At 37.4% G+C, this 19,640-nt stretch carries 17 protein-coding genes; 4 read left to right on the top strand and 13 right to left on the bottom strand.

Going from position 1 to position 19,640, the window contains the following annotated elements:
* The first annotated feature begins 417 nt into the window (after window positions 1-417).
* On the top strand, window positions 418-729 hold the full coding sequence (locus PR761_RS03830; RefSeq protein ID WP_006813088.1) for a helix-turn-helix domain-containing protein: 312 nt from the start codon (window positions 418-420) through the stop codon (window positions 727-729).
* 116 nt (window positions 730-845) lie between these two features.
* Here PR761_RS03830 and PR761_RS03835 read toward each other — a convergent pair whose 3' ends face one another.
* From PR761_RS03835 to PR761_RS03870, 8 genes are all read right to left on the bottom strand, one after another.
* On the bottom strand, window positions 846-1,862 hold the full coding sequence (locus PR761_RS03835) for a fimbrial protein (protein ID WP_154611071.1): 1,017 nt from the start codon (window positions 1,860-1,862) through the stop codon (window positions 846-848).
* Window positions 1,853-4,327, bottom strand: coding sequence for a fimbria/pilus outer membrane usher protein (locus PR761_RS03840; protein ID WP_154611070.1), 2,475 nt, complete (start codon window positions 4,325-4,327; stop codon window positions 1,853-1,855). Before PR761_RS03840 ends, PR761_RS03835 begins: the two co-directional genes overlap by 10 nt.
* A 9-nt stretch (window positions 4,328-4,336) precedes the next feature.
* Window positions 4,337-5,038: a fimbrial biogenesis chaperone gene (locus PR761_RS03845; RefSeq protein WP_039854089.1), complete on the bottom strand. Its 702-nt coding sequence runs from the start codon at window positions 5,036-5,038 to the stop codon at window positions 4,337-4,339.
* 91 nt (window positions 5,039-5,129) lie between these two features.
* On the bottom strand, window positions 5,130-5,705 hold the full coding sequence (locus tag PR761_RS03850) for a fimbrial protein (RefSeq protein ID WP_006813092.1): 576 nt from the start codon (window positions 5,703-5,705) through the stop codon (window positions 5,130-5,132).
* Between the two features lie 1,597 nt (window positions 5,706-7,302).
* Window positions 7,303-7,743, bottom strand: coding sequence for a YcgN family cysteine cluster protein (locus PR761_RS03855; RefSeq protein WP_006813093.1), 441 nt, complete (start codon window positions 7,741-7,743; stop codon window positions 7,303-7,305).
* Between the two features lie 20 nt (window positions 7,744-7,763).
* Window positions 7,764-8,420 carry a fumarylacetoacetate hydrolase family protein gene (locus PR761_RS03860; RefSeq protein ID WP_154611069.1) on the bottom strand — a complete coding sequence of 219 codons (657 nt, stop codon included), beginning with the start codon at window positions 8,418-8,420 and terminating at the stop codon, window positions 7,764-7,766.
* Window positions 8,421-8,440: 20 nt separating this feature from the next.
* Complete coding sequence (locus PR761_RS03865; RefSeq protein WP_112836726.1) at window positions 8,441-9,544, bottom strand: lytic murein transglycosylase; 1,104 nt, start codon at window positions 9,542-9,544, stop codon at window positions 8,441-8,443.
* A gap of 48 nt (window positions 9,545-9,592) precedes the next feature.
* The gene (locus tag PR761_RS03870) at window positions 9,593-9,862 is read right to left on the bottom strand and encodes a YcgL domain-containing protein (protein WP_006813096.1); all 270 of its coding nucleotides are present in this window, start codon (window positions 9,860-9,862) and stop codon (window positions 9,593-9,595) included.
* A 129-nt stretch (window positions 9,863-9,991) separates the two neighbouring features.
* On the opposite strand from PR761_RS03870, the gene minC reads away from it, so the two are divergent.
* Genes minC through minE form a run of 3 tightly spaced genes read left to right on the top strand, consistent with a single transcriptional unit; the run spans window position 9,992 to window position 11,838 of the window.
* Complete coding sequence (gene minC / locus PR761_RS03875) at window positions 9,992-10,717, top strand: septum site-determining protein MinC (RefSeq protein ID WP_006813097.1); 726 nt, start codon at window positions 9,992-9,994, stop codon at window positions 10,715-10,717.
* Between the two features lie 23 nt (window positions 10,718-10,740).
* Window positions 10,741-11,556, top strand: a complete 816-nt coding sequence (gene minD / locus PR761_RS03880; protein WP_006813098.1) for a septum site-determining protein MinD — start codon at window positions 10,741-10,743, stop codon at window positions 11,554-11,556.
* Between the two features lie 3 nt (window positions 11,557-11,559).
* Window positions 11,560-11,838 carry a cell division topological specificity factor MinE gene (minE, locus tag PR761_RS03885; RefSeq protein WP_006813099.1) on the top strand — a complete coding sequence of 93 codons (279 nt, stop codon included), beginning with the start codon at window positions 11,560-11,562 and terminating at the stop codon, window positions 11,836-11,838.
* A gap of 47 nt (window positions 11,839-11,885) precedes the next feature.
* Here minE and PR761_RS03890 read toward each other — a convergent pair whose 3' ends face one another.
* From PR761_RS03890 to rnd, 5 genes are all read right to left on the bottom strand, one after another.
* The gene (locus PR761_RS03890) at window positions 11,886-12,665 is read right to left on the bottom strand and encodes a TonB family protein (RefSeq protein WP_230083596.1); all 780 of its coding nucleotides are present in this window, start codon (window positions 12,663-12,665) and stop codon (window positions 11,886-11,888) included.
* A gap of 46 nt (window positions 12,666-12,711) precedes the next feature.
* Window positions 12,712-15,744 carry a TonB-dependent receptor domain-containing protein gene (locus PR761_RS03895; RefSeq protein ID WP_154611068.1) on the bottom strand — a complete coding sequence of 1,011 codons (3,033 nt, stop codon included), beginning with the start codon at window positions 15,742-15,744 and terminating at the stop codon, window positions 12,712-12,714.
* 18 nt (window positions 15,745-15,762) lie between these two features.
* The gene (locus tag PR761_RS03900; protein ID WP_230083595.1) at window positions 15,763-17,172 is read right to left on the bottom strand and encodes a surface lipoprotein assembly modifier; all 1,410 of its coding nucleotides are present in this window, start codon (window positions 17,170-17,172) and stop codon (window positions 15,763-15,765) included.
* Window positions 17,173-17,275: 103 nt separating this feature from the next.
* The gene (locus tag PR761_RS03905) at window positions 17,276-18,028 is read right to left on the bottom strand and encodes a Slam-dependent surface lipoprotein (RefSeq protein ID WP_115164289.1); all 753 of its coding nucleotides are present in this window, start codon (window positions 18,026-18,028) and stop codon (window positions 17,276-17,278) included.
* 478 nt (window positions 18,029-18,506) lie between these two features.
* Window positions 18,507-19,628 (bottom strand): ribonuclease D, encoded by a 1,122-nt coding sequence (rnd, locus tag PR761_RS03910; RefSeq protein ID WP_154611067.1) that lies wholly within the window; start codon window positions 19,626-19,628, stop codon window positions 18,507-18,509.
* Window positions 19,629-19,640 lie beyond the last annotated feature (12 nt).

Below are 19,640 nucleotides of genomic sequence, written 5' to 3' on the forward strand. Positions count from 1 at the left end.
TAAGACCTCATCCATTTAATAAAAATTATATATATCATTGATTAGATTATTTTAATTTCAAAAATAAATCAGTGAAATTTTCCAATGCAATTAGTTTCAAAATGAAACGCGTTATCTATATAAATAGACAAAAAAACTTGTTTTTTACATGGAGAAATTCGTTTCTAATCGCTTAACAAACAGGTTTAACCTTATAATTATAGCGGTATATTCTTATTGTTAATCCCATTAAGACTATTCAAAATAACCCTGAAATAATTATGTGTTACATAATGAAACATATAATCAACAGATAGTTCCTAAAAAAAATAAAAACCGTTTTTGTTATATCTATAGCTTTTAAATTCTCTTTTAATTTAATATAATATATAACACAAACGAATAATAAAAACCTTTATAATAAGTTGAGTATGTCATATGGACATTCATAGTATCATCGGTACTAGAATTAAAAACCGAAGAAAAGAGTTAGGTTTGTCAGGTGCAAATTTAGCGAGTAAATTAAATTTAAGTCAACAGCAAATATCCCGATATGAAAATGGAATAAACAAAATCCCAATAGACCATCTACTTGATATTGCAGACATTTTAATGTGTCCTATTGAGTGGTTTTTCAAAGGATATAAGAATGAAGATAATGATAACGAACAAGTCCCTTTTGATATAACGAATAAAGAATTACAATATGCAGCAGAAAGCGTCATCGTTTCAACAAAACATCAAATATAAATAATCGAATTTAGATATTAAATTTAGAAAAAGAAATGGCCTATATTTATATAGGCCACTTTTATGGTTTTATTTAAATTGTTTATTTGAATATCTAAAAATAGAAAATAACCATATTAATCGTAAGTAATATCAAAAACCATATGAGATCTCACTTCCCCTGTTGAGACATAACTATCATATTGAAAATAGCGTGCAGCATATTCCAAAACATAGGTTCTTTCTTGAGTATTCGTTAATCTTCCAACATCATAAATTTTCCCAAAGTTAATTGGGGCATAACTTTTTCTTTCAATAACTTGAATACCGACACCTTTAGCTGCATTGGAGCCTGTTGCTTCATTTTTTAATACACCTTCCACTGCACTTACTGAATGATTACCACTAAAATCCATTTTAATATTTGCGTAGCCAGAGGCTGTTGTTCCACCACTGCATCTTAAAACAATATCAAAATTCTTTGTTCCCGCAACAGTATCTCGTCCAGTCAATTGAGATCGTTTAATTGTTTCAAGATAAACATTTTGATTTTTACCACTTTCAATCATGCAAGAAGGAGACACAATTGTAATTGCATTTGCTGTTAATGACGTTGTTAAAATAGGGCTATAACTATTTCTATCACCATACCGAGTATATTCCCCTTTCGCAATTGAGCCAGATCCTGTTACTGCTGCAGTTTTTATCAATGTTAAAGTAAATGTTGAACCCGCTAAGTAGTAGTTTGTTCCCCATCTACCACCATTAACAGTATATGTATCAGGGTATGTCATGCTTACTTGGCCAGCACGTTCAAATCTCATGCCAATCCCCGGAACACTCGATTGATAAATACGACTACCAATATCTCTTAATCCAGGCATGACAATTTCAGCATCAAGGTCATTACGACCATAGCAAGTAAGATAAACGTCATTGGAGGATGAACGTAACGGCCAGCTTTTTCTCGCAATCACCCCACCTACAGCTAAATTTGGGTCAACAACAATTCGTCCCATATCCATATCCAGCTTATAGGTAGGTTCACGCGTCCTATCACAATGGCTATATCCGGTCATATGCGCAGAGGCATGACTTGCCGCAAAGAGAGCCCCCATTCCAATCAACAAACGCCATTGATTTATTAGTGGCATAAACTCTCCTGACTATTTCCAGCCTCTAGTGAAAATGAACATTGCCCATTTTCCCACTTAATCGTTGCTATTTTTGCATCTTCATTGTTAATAAAGACGGTGCCACCTTGCCCAACAATACCGATATATTCATCGTTCGCATTAACGACATTTGCACCAAAAGGCACCGGTTTATGATCGGATCTGACAACATGAAAAACAGTTGTTTTTTCAGCTTTTGTGTTAAATGTCACTTTCACCACACTGCCTTCATAAGGGACAACTTGCTCATTCGTATTGCTGAATACGATGTCATCAGAGCTACCTTTTGGATCAATCTCAATATTATTAGTACGATAAGGTCTAACATAGGGAGCAATAGCATAACCGTGGCTATCGATTGCGGTTCCATGAGCCCCGATAACTAATGCCCCTTCAGCACCTTTAGCTTCAATCAATGCAACTGTCGATGATGTATTTGGGGATAGCGTCACCCCTCCCGAATGGACGATCATCGAACCATTTGCTGAGACACCATATTGGCGATAACCTTGTCCTTGGCTATAGTTGGCATTTGTATTCACCAATGAAGTTTGGTAGCCAGTATTCACTGCAAAATTATTATTGCCACCATTTTCTAATGATGTATTCAGACCATAGGTCCAGTAGTTATCCGCATCAAGTGCGCCACTGACCCCAACTTGAGAGGAACCAAATTTTTCGTTATTAAAAACTGTATTTGAGGTAATTGAGGTATAGTTTCTATTACCGTAATAAAGAGGAAAGCTGAGGTTTAAACTTACTCGGTCATCTTGGCTTCTTTCTGAATTGTCTGCATACACTCTCATTAATGAAATACCGTACGAAAGACGATCAAACTGGTTATTATAATTCAACTGAAATTGTTTTTCTATCCCTGAGCGATCCCAATAACTCGAAATACGCCCCGTAAAATAGAAACTGCCTAAATCATAAGGTAGATTTTGGTTAATTGTGTAACTGAAACCATTTTTTTCACGACCTAGTGATCTATCCTTACCATTTTTATCATAATCAATCGCATATAATGCATTTGACAGGCTGTAATAATCTTCAGTTGAATAACGGTAAGCAGCTAAAACCAGATTAGTATCTGTTTGCGAAAACATTTTGTTAAACGTAAAACGATAGCTTTGCCCCAATTCTGTTTTATTATTGAACACGATTCGAGATTGGGTAAGATCAAACGCCACTGCACCAATAACCGTATTCACCCCTGTACCAATCAAATAAGCTTGATAATCATCAAATGCGGTAACGCCACCATATAATGTGAACGTATTATTTAGTCCGTGCTGTAACGTACCTTGCATAATAAAGGGTCGATTGCTCAAACCATCGGTATCTGCTTTTCCTCCTGAAAACTGATAACGGGTATAACCTGGACGTACTAGCTGGGCTAATGAGGTATAAGGCACGCTAAATGATGATTCACTTCCATCCGCTTCTTTCACAGTCACGACTAAGTCATTACCCGACCCCGATGGGTAAACATCAGTGAGGTTAAATGGACCTGGAGGCACCGAGGCTTGATAAAGAACGACATCATTTTGTTTTACTGTTACTAAAGCATTACTTTGGGCAATCCCTCTAATTTCCGGGATAAACGAGTTCATGCTATCGGGATACATCGTATCGTCGGTAGCAATTTTGGCACCTAATAAACTCACACTATCAAACATGTCACCATCAGTATAAAACTGACCGGCTGTCGCCTTTGACTTCAACGATGCGATAGGTCTTTGTAGATAAGTTTGGTTACTGTTCCATTGGGCGCCATTACTCCGCTGCCAACTTAAATGACCAATATGTTTAAGTAACCAACCATCGTAGCTAAAGCCTGCATTTAATCCTAGATAGGCACTTGCATCATTAGAACCATTAGAGTGACTGTTATAGTAATTGCTCATATAACCTAGATTTAACGCAGGGATCCCTGTATTCCAAAATTGTTCAGAAACATAGCCTCGAGATGATTTTTGCTCATAAATTTGAGGTACTGAAATATCAACACGCAATGTCGATGTGTGAAATGTATCCACCACATCTTGGTCACTATTCCACTCATTCAGGAATAAACATTGTTGGGTTTTCACATCTGGATTGGAGGTAAACTGCTCAACATTAATACCAAAATCAGCTAATAAGGCAGGGGTATAACATGCACCAAGCTGCCCATTTTGTTTAGCCACAAAATCGAGTTCAAAACGCCCTTTCCAATTACCATTGGTATACACATCAACAGAATATTTTCCTGGACTAATACCTGTGGCATTGAAGCGCTCTAAGTCGACGTTTTCTTGGCTTCCTATGATAAAACCGCTGTTAAATTCATAGGCTGTCTCTTCTTCACCCCAAGCAGAAAAAGTCGGCAACGCACAGACTGTGACCACACTAGCCACTGAGAGTATGTTTGAATATTTATTTTTTAACTCTCTCTGAATCATTTCTTAATCCTATTTTACGGTGGTTTTTACCGTAACATCAGAACCATAGTCATTGATATTATTGATAATAATTGCCATTCCTGACCCTAAAGGCTTTTTAATCGGAACTGTTAATTGACTTTTAGGCTCTAAAAAAATTGTTTTATCATTTAATCCATTAGCACCATCTGTAGAAATTTTTGTAATAGTAATAAAGTATGGCGTTGGATTGTCGATATTAAGGTTGCTGCCAACTGATTTAACAACCAGCTGTTCTGGTGCCAGCTCGCGGCTACCAAGTCCTACTGGGCGATAAAAAAATTTAAAACGAGAACGGATCGCCAGTTGCAGTACATTTTGATTTTCTTCAGCTTTATTTTTAACCATCGGTGGAATGTCTAAAATATTCAGCCACCATAAGGATTCTCTATCCTGTGGAATGGCAGACTTATCCATCAATTTAATACGAATAGTTTGTCCACCTTTCGCTTCAACGCGTGAAATTGGTGGAGTAAGCTGAAATGGAGTTTTTATGGTGTCTGGAGTTTCAGATGCGTCACCAGTATCAAGCCATGCTTGGGCCATTGCGGGGCGGTCTGCACTGTTATTTAGCTGTACCGTAATTTCTTTTTCATCACCCGAATAAATAAAACGTGTTCCATTAACAATAATATTATTCGCAAAGACGGTCATGCTAGACAGTAAACAGACACAAAAAAGGATGGCTTTCATGTAGACCTCTAAAAAGAAAAAGCGGCTGTATATCCACCGCTTACAGACTCAACGTTTTTATCAAAAAATAAGATAAAAACTAACCTATGAATTAGTTATAAGTAATTTCGTAGGTTGCGTAGCTTTGAACTTCACCCGCAGTTGCTTCAGTTGGGGTTTCAGAGATGTAGCCGACGAAATAAGTGAAACGTGCATTTTCACCATTTTTTTCACCCGTAACAAGCGGTTGGCCAGCATCACCAGGATAGATTTTCTTGTTTGCTTTACCGTCAGTTGACAGTGCTAATTGAACTTTTTGAGCTCCATTAACAACGGTATTTGCTAAGTTACCGCCAGTATTTGCAGCTAAGTTACCACCGGTCCATCTAACGCCCAGCTTAGCGGTATCGGTCACAGCTTGAGTACCTTGTAAACATTTACCAATTTCAATAGCAAACGTTTTTGGTTTTAAAATGGTGCTTGCTGTAGTTTCTTTAATTTCTTTTAAAGAAACTGGCGCCAAATAAACGGTAGCATCGCTGCCTTGCCCATCAACAGAAACAGTACAAGATACATCCATAACTTTACCGTTGAAGTTAACTTGACCACCGCCAACTGCTGTTGCTGCGTTTGCTGTAGTAACACCAAAAACTGCTGCTGTGATAGCGGTCAGTAATACTTTTTTCATTTTTAATTCCTAATATGATTTTTTTATTTGTTTAGAAAAAATTTATTACATGGCCTTTTATCTCGTACGGTAAATGCAAAAACAGAAACCGACCGTATTTAGATACAGTCAGAAGTAAGCATATTTTTATCTTTAGTGAATAGCTTTAAATGCACGAAGACGTATGACTTAACTTATTCTATTTTTGAACCAACAATCTAAGCGACCATATAATTCGGAGCAGAGGATACATAAAAACTTAAGGAACATTAAATCGTTTTTTACTTTCATCAATCAATTGATTAATAGATAACACCTATTGTAAGTGGCTTATCGATTGAATTTTTCAATATACAATACACACCTAATAAGTCATATTGAGAGCCAAAAGCAGATGAACACTAATGCAATAACGTAACATATAGTGAATTAAACCATTATATTACTTTATTTTAGATTTAAATAAAAAATACATATTTAACATTTAAGTCAAATTTAATTATTTTATTTACATTTAGACACTTTTTCTAGTAATTCCATTACAAAATAATATAGCTACAACAACTAAAAAAAACCGAAATTAATAAATTAAATTTATATATTTACTTGAGAATCAGATTAGGGCTTTGATAAATTAATAAAATTTAATATCGAATTGTTATTCTCAACACCTATTAACTCGAGTGGAGAGTAAATTGATTTAAGAAAGATAAATACACACTTAAGATAAAATAAAAATTTAATAATATGCATTTTATCAGCAGAAGAGTCTAGGCTGGATAAGATATGGAAAACACTTTAAACGTTAGATGAAGATATAAATAATAAAAAATCACAAAAACCGCAATATAATGCTCTTATTACATAATGACTTTTTGATAATTCAACTGTATTGAACCTCTTTAACACGTAATCTAAGTAAGCGGAAATAATCATTAGACTTAGCGCAATACTAAATAAGTAGTACTTTTAACTCAAAAACTTGATCTTTATCAAAAAATCAAAATTACAATCTAACTTAGTGATATTTAAGATTATTTGAAAAAATGGGTATTTTACAAACAGAACAATTTCTCTAACAAAAAATACCATTAGGAATATTCCCAAAAACACCTAATGCGTGTTTTTCATTTGACTTAAGTTCAGATTTTGATGAAAAAAGCATTTTTTGCTACGTGTGTAGTTATTTTTTAGCTAAGTACCTTACCTCATGACTAACAAATCAATCGTTAGAATAACGTTAACAACACCTCTAATTACATAACATATCCGTACAATATCTATATTAGAACGACAATATGACAATATTGAAATGTATAGTAGAAATAATATTTTATTCTAAAACTTTAAAAATAATCGCCAAATAATAGAGTAAAAGTTAATAATGAAAATAAAAATCAACCACCAACATAAAATTACATTTCATCAACCATCTATTAACGATAAAGCAGATATTAAATTAGGTGAAAATACCTAGATGGGTGATAGAAAATTCTTCGGTAATACAGATTGAAGCTCCATAATTTGAGTCTCAAATAGATAGGAATATATTTAGATATAAAAAAACCCTCAATAGTTTACTCACTATTGAGGGTCGCTTGATAAAGCATACTTGATATCAACGGGGACTAGGCCGATTCATTATATGATCTTCCCAATCAACTACATCGATTTCTCTAACAGCAATATGCCGAACAGAGATGCCTTCATTGTGCATAGCCGTTTTTGATCCGGTTTTCAATGGATGCCATGCTGGTAATGGCTTCTCTTCCATTAATAAACGATAAGCACAAGTATTTGGTAACCATTGAAATGTTTCCAAATTATCACGAGTCAGTTTGATGCAATCATCTTCGTACTTAAAACGATCGGCATAATGCTTACACTGACAGGTTTTAATATTTAACTGATTACAAGCAACATTAGTAAAATAGATTTCATCAGTATCTTCATCCATTAACTTATGCAGGCAGCATTGCCCACAACCGTCACACAGAGATTCCCATTCTTCATCTGTCATTTCATCTAATGTCTTAACCTGCCAGAAAAACTCAGACATAATACTGCCAAATCCTATGCTTAAATTACTCGAGTGGTCAGCGAGTTATCATTAATAGATAGCTTTAACATATCACCAGAAACTAATGGACCAACACCTTCTGGCGTCCCAGTCAAAATGACATCCCCTGCACGCAAGGTAAAGAAACGGGACATATAGCTAATAAGAGGTAACACTGGCGTGATCATATCACGGGTTGAACCAGACTGACGAACGTCCCCGTTAATCTCTAAGCTTAACTGTACATTTTGGAGGTCATTAGTGCTACTAACCGGGATAAAGCCAGAAATTGGACATGAACCATCAAACGCTTTACTTTTTTCCCAAGGCTGCCCTGCTTTCTTAAACTTAGCTTGTAGGTCTCTAAGCGTTAAATCTAAAGCCACAGCAAAACCCGCAATTGAACGAGACACTCGATCTTCATCCGCATTTTTCAGCGGCATGCCAATTAAAATAGCCATTTCCACTTCATGGTGAACTGAACCTAAATCTTTAGGAATAACAATCGGCTGATTCGCATCACATAATGCAGTTTCTGGCTTAATAAAAATAACAGGCTCTTCAGGATGAGCAGATCCCATTTCTTTAATATGCTTGGCATAATTACTACCAACACAAACCACCTTGTTTACCGGAAAATCTAATAAGGCACCTTGCCAATCGCGATGTTGATACATTATGGTAACTCCTATTATCGTTATTGTATTTTAGTAGCGATACCATCCGCCATCATACAAACACTGAGCGCGAAATAATATGAACGATTCCAATGCATGATAGTGCGGAAGTTTTGTGTCACTAAGAACGTTCGACCTTCTGGATCATCAGGAATAACAACCCATGTTTTCACGTCTGGCGCAAGTTGAGCAAATTGAGGTAATTTAACTCCGAGTTTTTCCCACTCTTGCACGCTCTTACCTTGCTCTGTTTTTACCCCTTCAAGATTACGATTAAAGTCAGCGGGTAACGTAACTTGATAGCCCCAAGGTAAAGCTGCCTGCCAACCTTCCGTAGATAAATAGTTGGCGATAGATGCAAAAACGTCCGCTTTATTATTCCAAATATCCATTTTCCCATCGCCATCACCATCTGCGGCATAGGATAAATAAGATGTTGGCATAAACTGACTTTGTCCCATAGCACCAGCCCAAGAACCTTTCAGTTGTTGTTCTTCAGGAATATAACCTTTATCCATGATTTCTAAGGCCGCCAATAACTGTTTACTAAATAGCGTTTCACGGCGCCCTTCAAATGATAGCGTTGCCAAGGCTGAAATGACGTCTTCTTTACCTTGAGAACGCCCAAAGCCACTTTCTAGGCCCCACAAGGAGACAATGAATTGAGGTGGAACGCCATATTTTTGGCTAGTCGCATCGAGAGTGGCTTGATTCTCTTTATATTTTTCAACTCCGGCATTAATGCGAGATTGAGGCAGTACATTCTTAAGATAACTTGCCAGCGTCACTGTGGCACGTTTTTCTGGCTGACCTTTGTCTGCTTTCACAACACGTTCAAGAAAATAGATATTGGCAAAGCCACGGTCAATGGTAGATTGCTTAATGCCTTGTACCGCAGCATGTTGTTTCAACAATTCCACATAAGCAGGAAATTGCGAAGGGTCACGTTGTTCAATCGGAAACGCTTTATCTAATGCGATAACTTCTTTTTCAATCGCCGCTTCCTGCGCCATTGTCAGTGTGTGAGTTGTATTAGTTTGTGTGGTAGTTGAATGCGGTTGCTGGGAACTACAACTTGCTAAAAATACACCAGCGACTAATGTATATAATAACGTTGGCCTCATTTTTATCCTCCTGACGATAATGGCTTTTGCGAAATATCCTAATTTGTATTAATCGTTTAACTCTCGGTATTCAGAAAGCAAATTTTCGACCGGAGGTGGGAATTGTAGATAATAACCAACTTCTTTAAGGTCAGCTTTAACGCGTTCAATGTCAGCATTTGCCAGCTTTTCACGCTTATCTAACGCAATAAGCATTGAAAACTGAGGTTTACCAAATTGCTTTAATAGTTCTTCAGGTACCCGTGAAAAATCATCTTTTTTTTCGACATACAAATAAGTTTGATCGCGGTTAGAGCTTCGATAAATTGCACAAATCATTATATTTAACTCTTTTTCTTAGTTCATGAGCTTGCTTGAAGTATACAGTAACTATAACATGCTATTGTTTTACTGAGTATCTTCACCCGAGGATTGTTTCGGAAATTTTAATTTGCTGAGTCTAGATAGATGCCACAATCGCCAATAGAACTTAAAGGCAGCAGTTTTACTCTTTCAGTCATTCACTTACATAGTGAAGAGCCTAAACTCATCAAAAAAGCGCTGCAAGATAAAGTAAGTCAGGCTCCTGATTTTCTCAAAAATGCACCTGTCGTCATTAATATCGCAGAATTAACGCATCATGCGGATATGTATAGTATTCATAAAGCGATCGTTTCTGCGGGTCTGCGAATTGTAGGTGTCAGTGGCTGTACCGACCCTATTTTAAAGCAAAAAGTTAATGAAGCGGGTTTGCCGGTACTTATTGAAGGTAAAAGCAAAAAAGCAACAAATACCGTTAGTACTGACGTCACATATGCAAAATCTGACATAGCTTCTCAATCAGTTCCCGTCGAATCTGCCTATCGAAAAACACGCATTATTAATACTCCTGTACGTTCTGGTCAGCGCATTTATGCGCCAAATAGTGATCTTATCGTCACAAGTAACGTGAGTGCAGGTGCAGAATTATTAGCAGATGGTAATATTCACATATACGGCGTTATGAGAGGTCGTGCCCTTGCTGGTGCGTCTGGTGATGTTGAAAGTCAGATTTATTGTACTCATTTGCAGGCCGAATTAGTGTCTATCGCTGGTGAGTATTGGCTGAGTGATCAGATACCTACTGAATTTCTCGCCAAAGCAGCTAAACTTTGTTTAGTTGATAACAAACTTAATATTGAATACTTAAATTAGACCTTATTTACAAGGAATTATTCATGGCACGCATAATCGTTGTTACTTCTGGTAAAGGTGGTGTTGGTAAAACCACTTCAAGCGCGGCCATAGCTACTGGCCTAGCACAAAAAGGAAAAAAAACCGTTGTTATCGATTTTGATATCGGTTTGCGTAACCTTGACCTTATTATGGGATGTGAACGTCGAGTAGTTTATGACTTCGTGAACGTGATTCAAGGTGATGCAAGCTTAAATCAAGCGTTGATTAAAGATAAACGCACAGAGAATTTATATATTCTTCCTGCCTCACAGACCCGCGATAAAGATGCATTAACCCGAGAAGGCGTTGAAAAAGTTCTCGATGAGTTAGGCGATAAGCTTGGTTTTGACTTTATTGTTTGCGACTCACCCGCAGGTATTGAAAGTGGTGCGTTAATGGCGCTGTATTTTGCTGATGAAGCCATTATTACTACTAACCCTGAAGTCTCTTCCGTTCGTGACTCTGACCGAATCTTAGGTATTTTAGCGTCAAAGTCTCGCCGTGCTGAAAAAGGCCAAGAACCAATCAAAGAACACTTGCTCTTAACTCGTTATAATCCAGGCCGCGTAACTCGTGGTGATATGTTAAGCATGGAAGACGTGCTAGAGATCTTATGTATTCCTCTGATTGGGGTTATTCCGGAAGATCAATCCGTACTACGCTCATCAAACCAAGGTGAACCTGTTATTTTGGATACAGAATCCGATGCAGGACAAGCTTATAGTGACTGTGTTGATCGTATTTTAGGTGAAGATCGCCCTATCCGATTCATTGAAGAAGAGAAAAAAGGCTTCTTAAAACGCCTATTTGGGGGGTAAATAATGGCTTTATTGGATTTCTTTCTGTCGAGAAAAAAACCGACAGCAAATATCGCCAAAGAGCGATTACAGATCATCGTAGCAGAACGTCGCCGTGGTGATAGTGAACCCCCGTATCTTGCAGATATGAAGCGAGATATTTTGCAGGTTATTTGCAAGTATATTCAAGTAGATCCAGAAATGTTAACCGTCCAGTTTGAACAAAAAGGGGATGATATTTCTGTCCTTGAGTTAAACGTTACGCTTCCAGAGAACGATGACGTAAAACCTGTAGAGCAGTAATATTGAGTAAGGCCGCTATAATACGATAGCGGCTTTAATCTTCTGGCTTAATCTAAGCTGAAATTGATTTGTAAATCCATATTTCTTCCTAGCCCCTTTGGTGGAGGACCGAGAGGTTTACAACGGCGTATGGCATCCAAAATTGTACTCTCAAAAAATTGGCTTTTTTCTGAGCTAACCACCGAGGCATTGACGATTTCACCTTGTGACGTCAGTTGAAAACGTATCTGAACATCTCCCTGTATACGCATTTTTCTGGCTCTACGTGGATACTGTTTGTGGCTATCAATTTCCCGTTTGATCTTGTCTAAATAGCGTTGTTTGGTATTGGTGTTATTTTCACCATCAGAAAAATGAGAAAGGTCACCATGCAGCCCTGCTGCTAAGGAATTTACTTTGCTTTCTCCTTCTTTTGCTCTTTGGGTTTGTAAGTCATCCCAAGGGCTTTCTTTCTTGGTATTTTCTTCTGGTTTTTCCTTATTTTTTAAAGGATTGCGTTTTTCGGATTTTACCTCTTTGGGTGTTTTTTCAGCGATGGTATTTGATGCATTATTTTGATGGCTATGCTGCTTGCTAACCTTGATATTCGCGTACTCAAACTCCTCAATGGCATTGAATTCACCTCCGACTACTGATTCTGTTTCTTTGGGAATGCTCACTTGTTGTTCAATTAAAAATTGGCTTAAAGCGACGGTTACTACTGGCGAAATTAACGGCGCGGTCATTTTGAATGACAATGAATTAAATGCAAAAAAACAAAAATAAATGATGGCGCAGTGTAATAAGCCGGAAAGCAGTAATCCATAATAAATTCGAGAATATTTCATGGCGATATTCCTAATCAGCCCCAGCAGAAATTACTGGGGCTGAGCCTTAGAAGTGACTGGTCACACTTAAACGAAGGGATCTCCCCGGTGCTGGCATCATGCTACGTGTCAGCGGGTCAATGTAATATTCGTTTAATACGTTAGAGGCTAACAGTTCCACTAACAGATTTTTATTCACTTGATAAGTGACATATGCATCTGTGACAAATACCGCATTCCAACTCATCGGATTATTGTTTAGTGGTGCATAAGAAGGGCCAAATCGACGAATCATATTAGCTTCATCTTTATTCTCTGTTTTGGCGTGATATCGCACACGCCCACCGACTTCCAAGCTTTCATTAAAGAAGCGCATCCCCACATTAGTGTGAATACTGTACTTAGGTTGCAACTGAGTGCGAAGGTAACCTAATGGAAATCCGCCTTCCGTACATACTGAAGCATTAAATTTATTGAGAGGGTCTAGCCGTGCCATAGAGGCGTTATCGCAAACTTCATTTTTTAATCGGTAATCAATTCCTAAATCCCCAAAGAAATGTCCATTATCATAGCGAGCTAGCACTTCTAATCCGGCAGTTCGGTGCTTATCCATTTGTGAAAAGACCAAATTGCCATCACGATCAAACGCGTTGTCAATAATATTATGGTAATAGTTGATTCTAAAATCAGCAGCATTTTCAGCGTTTAACCAACTTTGTAAATTACGCACATAACCAATTTCAAAAGTATGGCTGCGTTCTGGTTTAAATGAACGTGTTCTTATGACACCATCGCCAGCCCCTGAAAACCCAATAGTATCTTCAAAAATGCTGGGCATTCTGACGGTTTCAGCGTAGCGTGCAAACACGCGGTCATTATCAGAGAGGTAGACAGATCCTCCTATAGATGGGCTCCATGCAGAGTTAATGCGCTTACCGGGGTTTTTATACTTTTCGTCCTCACTAACTAAGATCTCATCCCATTCTTTATTTGGAGCACGGTAAGCAATAATCGCTTTTACTTTTTTCTGGCTAATAGGGTCAATCACCTCTTCCGAGAGATCAATTTCCCCGTTATAAAATGGGTTATTCTCCGCAGTGAGCTTACCGTCTTCATCCACTCGCCATTTAATATATTCGGAACCGATGATTCGAAAGCCTTCGTACTCTTCTTCGATCGTATAATAGTGTTCGGCTTTTTTTAGTGAATATTCAGGAGCTGATAACGCTTCGGCAATAAACCACTCTATTTTAGAAACACCCATACTACTATCCGGCCAGAGACCTGTTTCATTGTAGCCTTCAAAAGTGCGCCCTTTGCTATCCACATACTTTTTAACCTTACGTGCTTCCTCTTCAGTAAACGGTCGAGAATATTCGAAATTCATGGCTTGCGGAACTTTATGGACAGCAAACCGAGTATCTTTTGCTTTTAATCGGCGTTCTCTTAATAAATCCCTTGACCAATAATTTTGATACTGAATACCTGCATTCACATTTAGCCAATCAGTGGGGCGCCAATCCAGTTTAATTGCTCCGCTGTATTCTTGGCGCTTTCCTTCACGCGGAATCGCTCGAAATACGTTATATTTAGGCACTTCAGTATTAGGGTCATAGATATCATCATGGCTCTTAATTCTTTCATCAATAAAATTACCAATAAAAGTCACATCAAAACTAGGCATTAACTGGGTCTTATTAGATAAAGAAATACCTTGTCTATCATTGAGCTGATTAAGTTTTATACCATCTACTAGCTTTCCATTAATATATGGATTTCTGTAAGTCATATCAGTAGACCAGTCATACTCTATCGCTTGCCTAGGTATAGCGCCGGCTGTATTCGAATTTAAATCCATTTTCGTTAGCCAATAACTTAACTGAAAATCTAATAACGGCTGATCTCTTGGTTTAAATCCATAGTTAACATAAAAAGAGCCTAAGCTAAGATTTGCCAAAGGCCATTGGGGAATTTCCCCTGCCAAATCATGAAAACGAATCTGTGAGGGCATTATTTCCCCATAATGGCTTTTTGTATGCACATAGCCAAGGGATATATTCTGCGATTCAGAGAGTTGCATATTCATTTTTTGCAGAAAAGTTTCGATATTACTGGAGGTATTCCCCACTTCTTTGGTTGGTAAGTAAACATTGGCAACAAAAGGGATATTAGGATCTAGCGTTTTCGCTGGATATCTATTATCTCTAGTGATAATAGGCTCTCGAAAATAGTTTGCACCATGGCGCCCTGCAAAATAGTTTCCTTGGTTTCGGTGGCTATAAGCAAATAGCAGATTAAATTTCTCTTGTCGTAATCCAAGTGCCACTCTCATCGCACTGTCTTTTAAATTAAAAAAATTGGAACTTCCCGGTTGGTCTGGCTCTATCGCTGTCTCTGGGTCACGGAACATCACTAACGACAAACTGTCATTATAGTGATTGACTAAACTATCCATGAGTTCAGAGTCATCTCTATAATCGCTTCCAAGATGTAATTGATTGATTCGGGGTTTTGTCGAATTAGTTCGTGTTTCCAGTTTAAGGTCGATGGCAAAACGTTCATCTGATGGAACGACATCATCAATACTGAGGGTTTTTACGGATACCCCACCACCAATAGAGGTACGGATATCACGATCTAACATCGGGCTTTTTACTACGGTAATACTGCTGATCATATTGGGGTCTACATAGTTACGATTATTCGCCCCGTTGTAGCCACGCCATACGGTAATGGCTTGCTCCGTACCATCCACTGTAACAGGTACACGCCCTTGACCTTGAATACCTCGCACATTCGGGTCTAACGCCCCGCTATTACGGGCATCGCCACTATAGACACCAACCCCGTGATTAAGAACATCCGCAGGATTAGTTCCTTTATAGCGTTCTACAGCCTCTTTGCTAATATAAATATTTGACTCATCCCTATCATATTGATCATCACTGCCTTTTTGATCCCGCAGTTTAATCGTATCCGTCTTGTCTTGTACCTGAATATTACCAACTTGCTCACGTAAACTTGAATAAGCAGAAACAGAAATAATACCCATAGATAACCCTGTAGCAATTTGTATTGCCACTATCGCTTTTACTTTCATAAACCATCTCAATACAGATTAAAACGTTTTACTAAAATTAATGCCCACTTCGCTTTTATTATAGGAATAGCTTATTTTTGCACTACTATCGTTGAATTTATAATTAATATAGAGTGTTGGTATTAATGATAAAAATGTGTGACCTAATAGCGTTATTTGGCTATTTAACGTCCATGACTCATCGTGTCGCTTTGTATTAAGTGAACTGTCGAAATCAAAAAAATCATGATTGCTGCTTGTTAATTTATTGACTAACTTGTTCGTGCCAAATACATTAATTGACCCCACGGTTAACCCTGATACTTGATAGCTGTCACTTTTATATTGCTCAATATTTTTACCACCATATAAATTTGAGAATAAACTCCATTGCGGATTAACCGAATAAATTGCCGTTATACTGTAATTAATATCATAACCTGAACGTGAGTCTCGTTTTCCAAAGAAAGTTTGGTTTTTATACATTATGTTAGATAGTAAATAAAGTTTACTGTTGGGAGAATATGCACTAGTAATGCTTGCACCTACACTGTAATGGTCAAATAAATGCCCTCGCCAATTAATATCTACAATAGGTGAAAACGTGATCTTTTTATTCCCGTAAAGATACTGATAGCTTACTGATGAATAACTTGAAAAACGCCGTTTTACTGAGCGATGAGGATATTCCCATACATTTCCACCAATACTGGCTAACAGTGAATGCCCTCGATTCTGCCAAAGGATTTTATTGGCATTTCCAGAGAAGCCATACACCAAACCGGATTTAATTTTACTACCTTGCATGCACCAGATAGCACCACATTGCTGTTCATCATTACCGTGAGCCTCCGTATAGTTCGTGTCATACTTTAAGTCAGCATTGAAATTCCCTTGCCAATGAGCGCGATTTTCTAATGCTGTAATTTCATTATCTATCTGTTTTATTCGGTCTTCAGGTAAATTTACTCGATATTTATTTTTTATCTTTTTATATAAACCTAATGCTTCACGATGATAGCTATTTTTTATATAGACATGAGCTAGCTTCATTTCAGAAAACACTGAACTCGGGTTTTCAGTGACTATTTTTAAATAAAACTTCAGTGACAATGGGTAATCACCATTAAAATAAGCTCTTTCTGCTGAAATATAATCCACCATACCTTTATCGTGATTTTTATCATTCAGATAGACAGGTAATAATTCATCAATTTTTTGGAATTGCTGCCGATTGACTAAATCATAAAGAATAAAACCAAGGTCGTCGACAGTTTTATTAATTTTAAGAGGGATTATAATTGGTGATTTATTTCTTGTGTTATTTATTTCATTTAAAACTTCAATTATTTGTTCATATTGTTGATGCCCATAATTTTGTTCAGAAAATGAATTTGCAGAAAACAATAATAGAATTAATACCTCAATCTTGTTGATTATTTTTTTCATCTCACTTCTCTTTTCTTTTTTCATAAAAATACAGGTAGGCAAAATCACTTTTGCCTACCTGATAATCACGATATTGCTAAACAAAGATTGTTAAATAAAGAGATTACTCTTCGGTTTGGCTACCAGCAAATGCCGTATCATATTGATGGTCACTATTAAACACTGCGACACCACCCACATGTTCCGCATTCTCGCCAAAGAAACGCCCATAACTCATACCCGATACTGTATCATTGGCAATTGCCTGACCAGAGAATGAGCCTGCATCTTGGATTTTCCCCTCGAGAGCAATTTTTAGATCTTCGCCCTGTAATGAACCAGTGTAATCCTTATCACCAAAGTCGGCTTCAAATACACCGGTGAGCTTTTTCTCACCATCATATTGGTTGATCCCTGCAATGGTATAAGTTGCTTTACCTTCGGTAGGTACTGCCGTTGTGGCGTCTAGACCAGAGAAGAATGCCGTATGTTTAGCATCGTCTGCCGTTCCAGTTTGTGACCAATCCCCATAATAGACTTCGGCATCCGCTACTTTAGAAAATTGAAATTTACCCATATCTACATCACGGTGCGGAGTTCCATTGACAAGATAAACATTGCCTTCTTTTGGAAACATAATCATTCTTGTTAAGCCTGAAAATGATATTCTTTTTCCATCAGCTTTATGGCGATAACCAATCCCTGGAGCCCCCATAGAACCTCCATGAGGTCCCCCCATTGACTGAGTTTCCCCCACCGTGATATCCGATCTTTCTGTTTCATACGTTTGGCTCTGCGCAGATTCTGTTGCAGCCCCAGAAAATGAAGAGATACCTGCAAATAATATAGCTGATACTAATACATTAAATTTAAACATAATTATGTCCTTATATTAAATATACGATGTTATTAATAAAACAATAGAATTTTATCTTTTAGATAAAAATTTGTGAGTGCCACAAATCGAAAATGAGTATATGCAAATGAGTTTCATTTACAAATGCCGTGGTCATAATTCAACTAAAAATCATTGTATTCATTGATTTATTTTTATCTTTTAAATTCAATTAATTAAATAATGGATGCATTCTATTGAACGTTAAAGGGATCTATAATCGATTAGATTTACTTTTATTATGCTTAATTAATTTGTATTTTAGGAATAATTACAATATTGATTTTAAATATCGTTTATATAAAAATAATTTTATTATAAAGTTTATTCATATTTTGGTGGGTAAACTTACATTGAAATAAAACTTATCAAGTAGAATAAAAAAGGACGGAATAAAAATTTACTTTAAATGTTTGTCAAAGGTACAAAAAATTCACTATTTTTTGTACCTTTGAGCATATTAGACTTGGCTAAGTAAGGTTGTTAGAGGGCCTTCCAGTAACTTACCTCGCCAGCCCGCCAGTAATTCTGGCTCACATGATTTCTCTTTCAGCCCCCAATGAACGGCTAATAGTTGGTTAATTTGGCGACGGGAGGCTAACAGCTCAGGGTTAAATTTTTCATTTTCAGCAACCTCTTTCACTAATGCTTTAATCTCTTTAAAGATGCTTTTATATTGGCTATGTTCCGTGATATTTGCCACTGGAGCTGGATATTGGCTAGCATCCAGTTTCTTAGCATCCTCAACAATACTCAATAAACGTCGGCCGTGGCAGCGAATTTCTTGCCCTGATAGCCCCAAAGCATCCAGCTCACCTAAAGAGCTTGGTAAATAACGAGCCACTTTCCACAGATTTTCTTCTCTGACGACAAAATTAATCGCCATATCACGAGCTTTAGCTTGATCTAATCGCCACGCCGCTAATAGCTGCAAGCAGGCTAATTGTTCATCACGTAATTGCCACGCATTAGTGATGTTCAAATAGGCTTTTTCCGGTTTTACCACTTTCTGACGGCGTGCTACAACACGCTGGCATTCATCTTTGGCATCATCCAGATAACCCGCTTCAGCCACTTTTTCCATTAAAATTTTGGCCAGTGGTAATAAATACAGCACGTCGGCGGTCGCATAATCGCACTGTTTAGCGCTTAATGGGCGAGCAAGCCAATCTGTACGAGATTCACTTTTATCTAGCTCGATACCTAAATGTTCCACCACTAGTGTCGCAAATCCACAGGATATTGGATAACCAAGAAAGGCTGCAACGATTTGAGTATCGATCATTGGCTCAGGCACACAACCAAAATCATGGATAAAAACTTCAAGATCCTCACTACCTGCATGGAGAAACTTAAGTTGATTTGGATTGGTTAACAGCGCTTTAAATGGGCTGAAGTCAGTCATTAATAAAGGGTCAATCAATGAAACCTGATTTCCATCATACAGTTGTAGCAGACCCAGCTGAGGGTAATATGTTCTTGTGCGTACAAACTCGGTATCCAGTGCTAACCATGGAGCATCACTGGCCTCTTGGCAAACCTGAGCTAATTCGCTATCTGTAGTTACTAAACGATAATTCAAAACAAGTTTCTC

The organism is Providencia sp. PROV210 (assembly GCF_028479445.1).
In the GTDB taxonomy this organism is placed as follows: domain Bacteria; phylum Pseudomonadota; class Gammaproteobacteria; order Enterobacterales; family Enterobacteriaceae; genus Providencia; species Providencia rustigianii.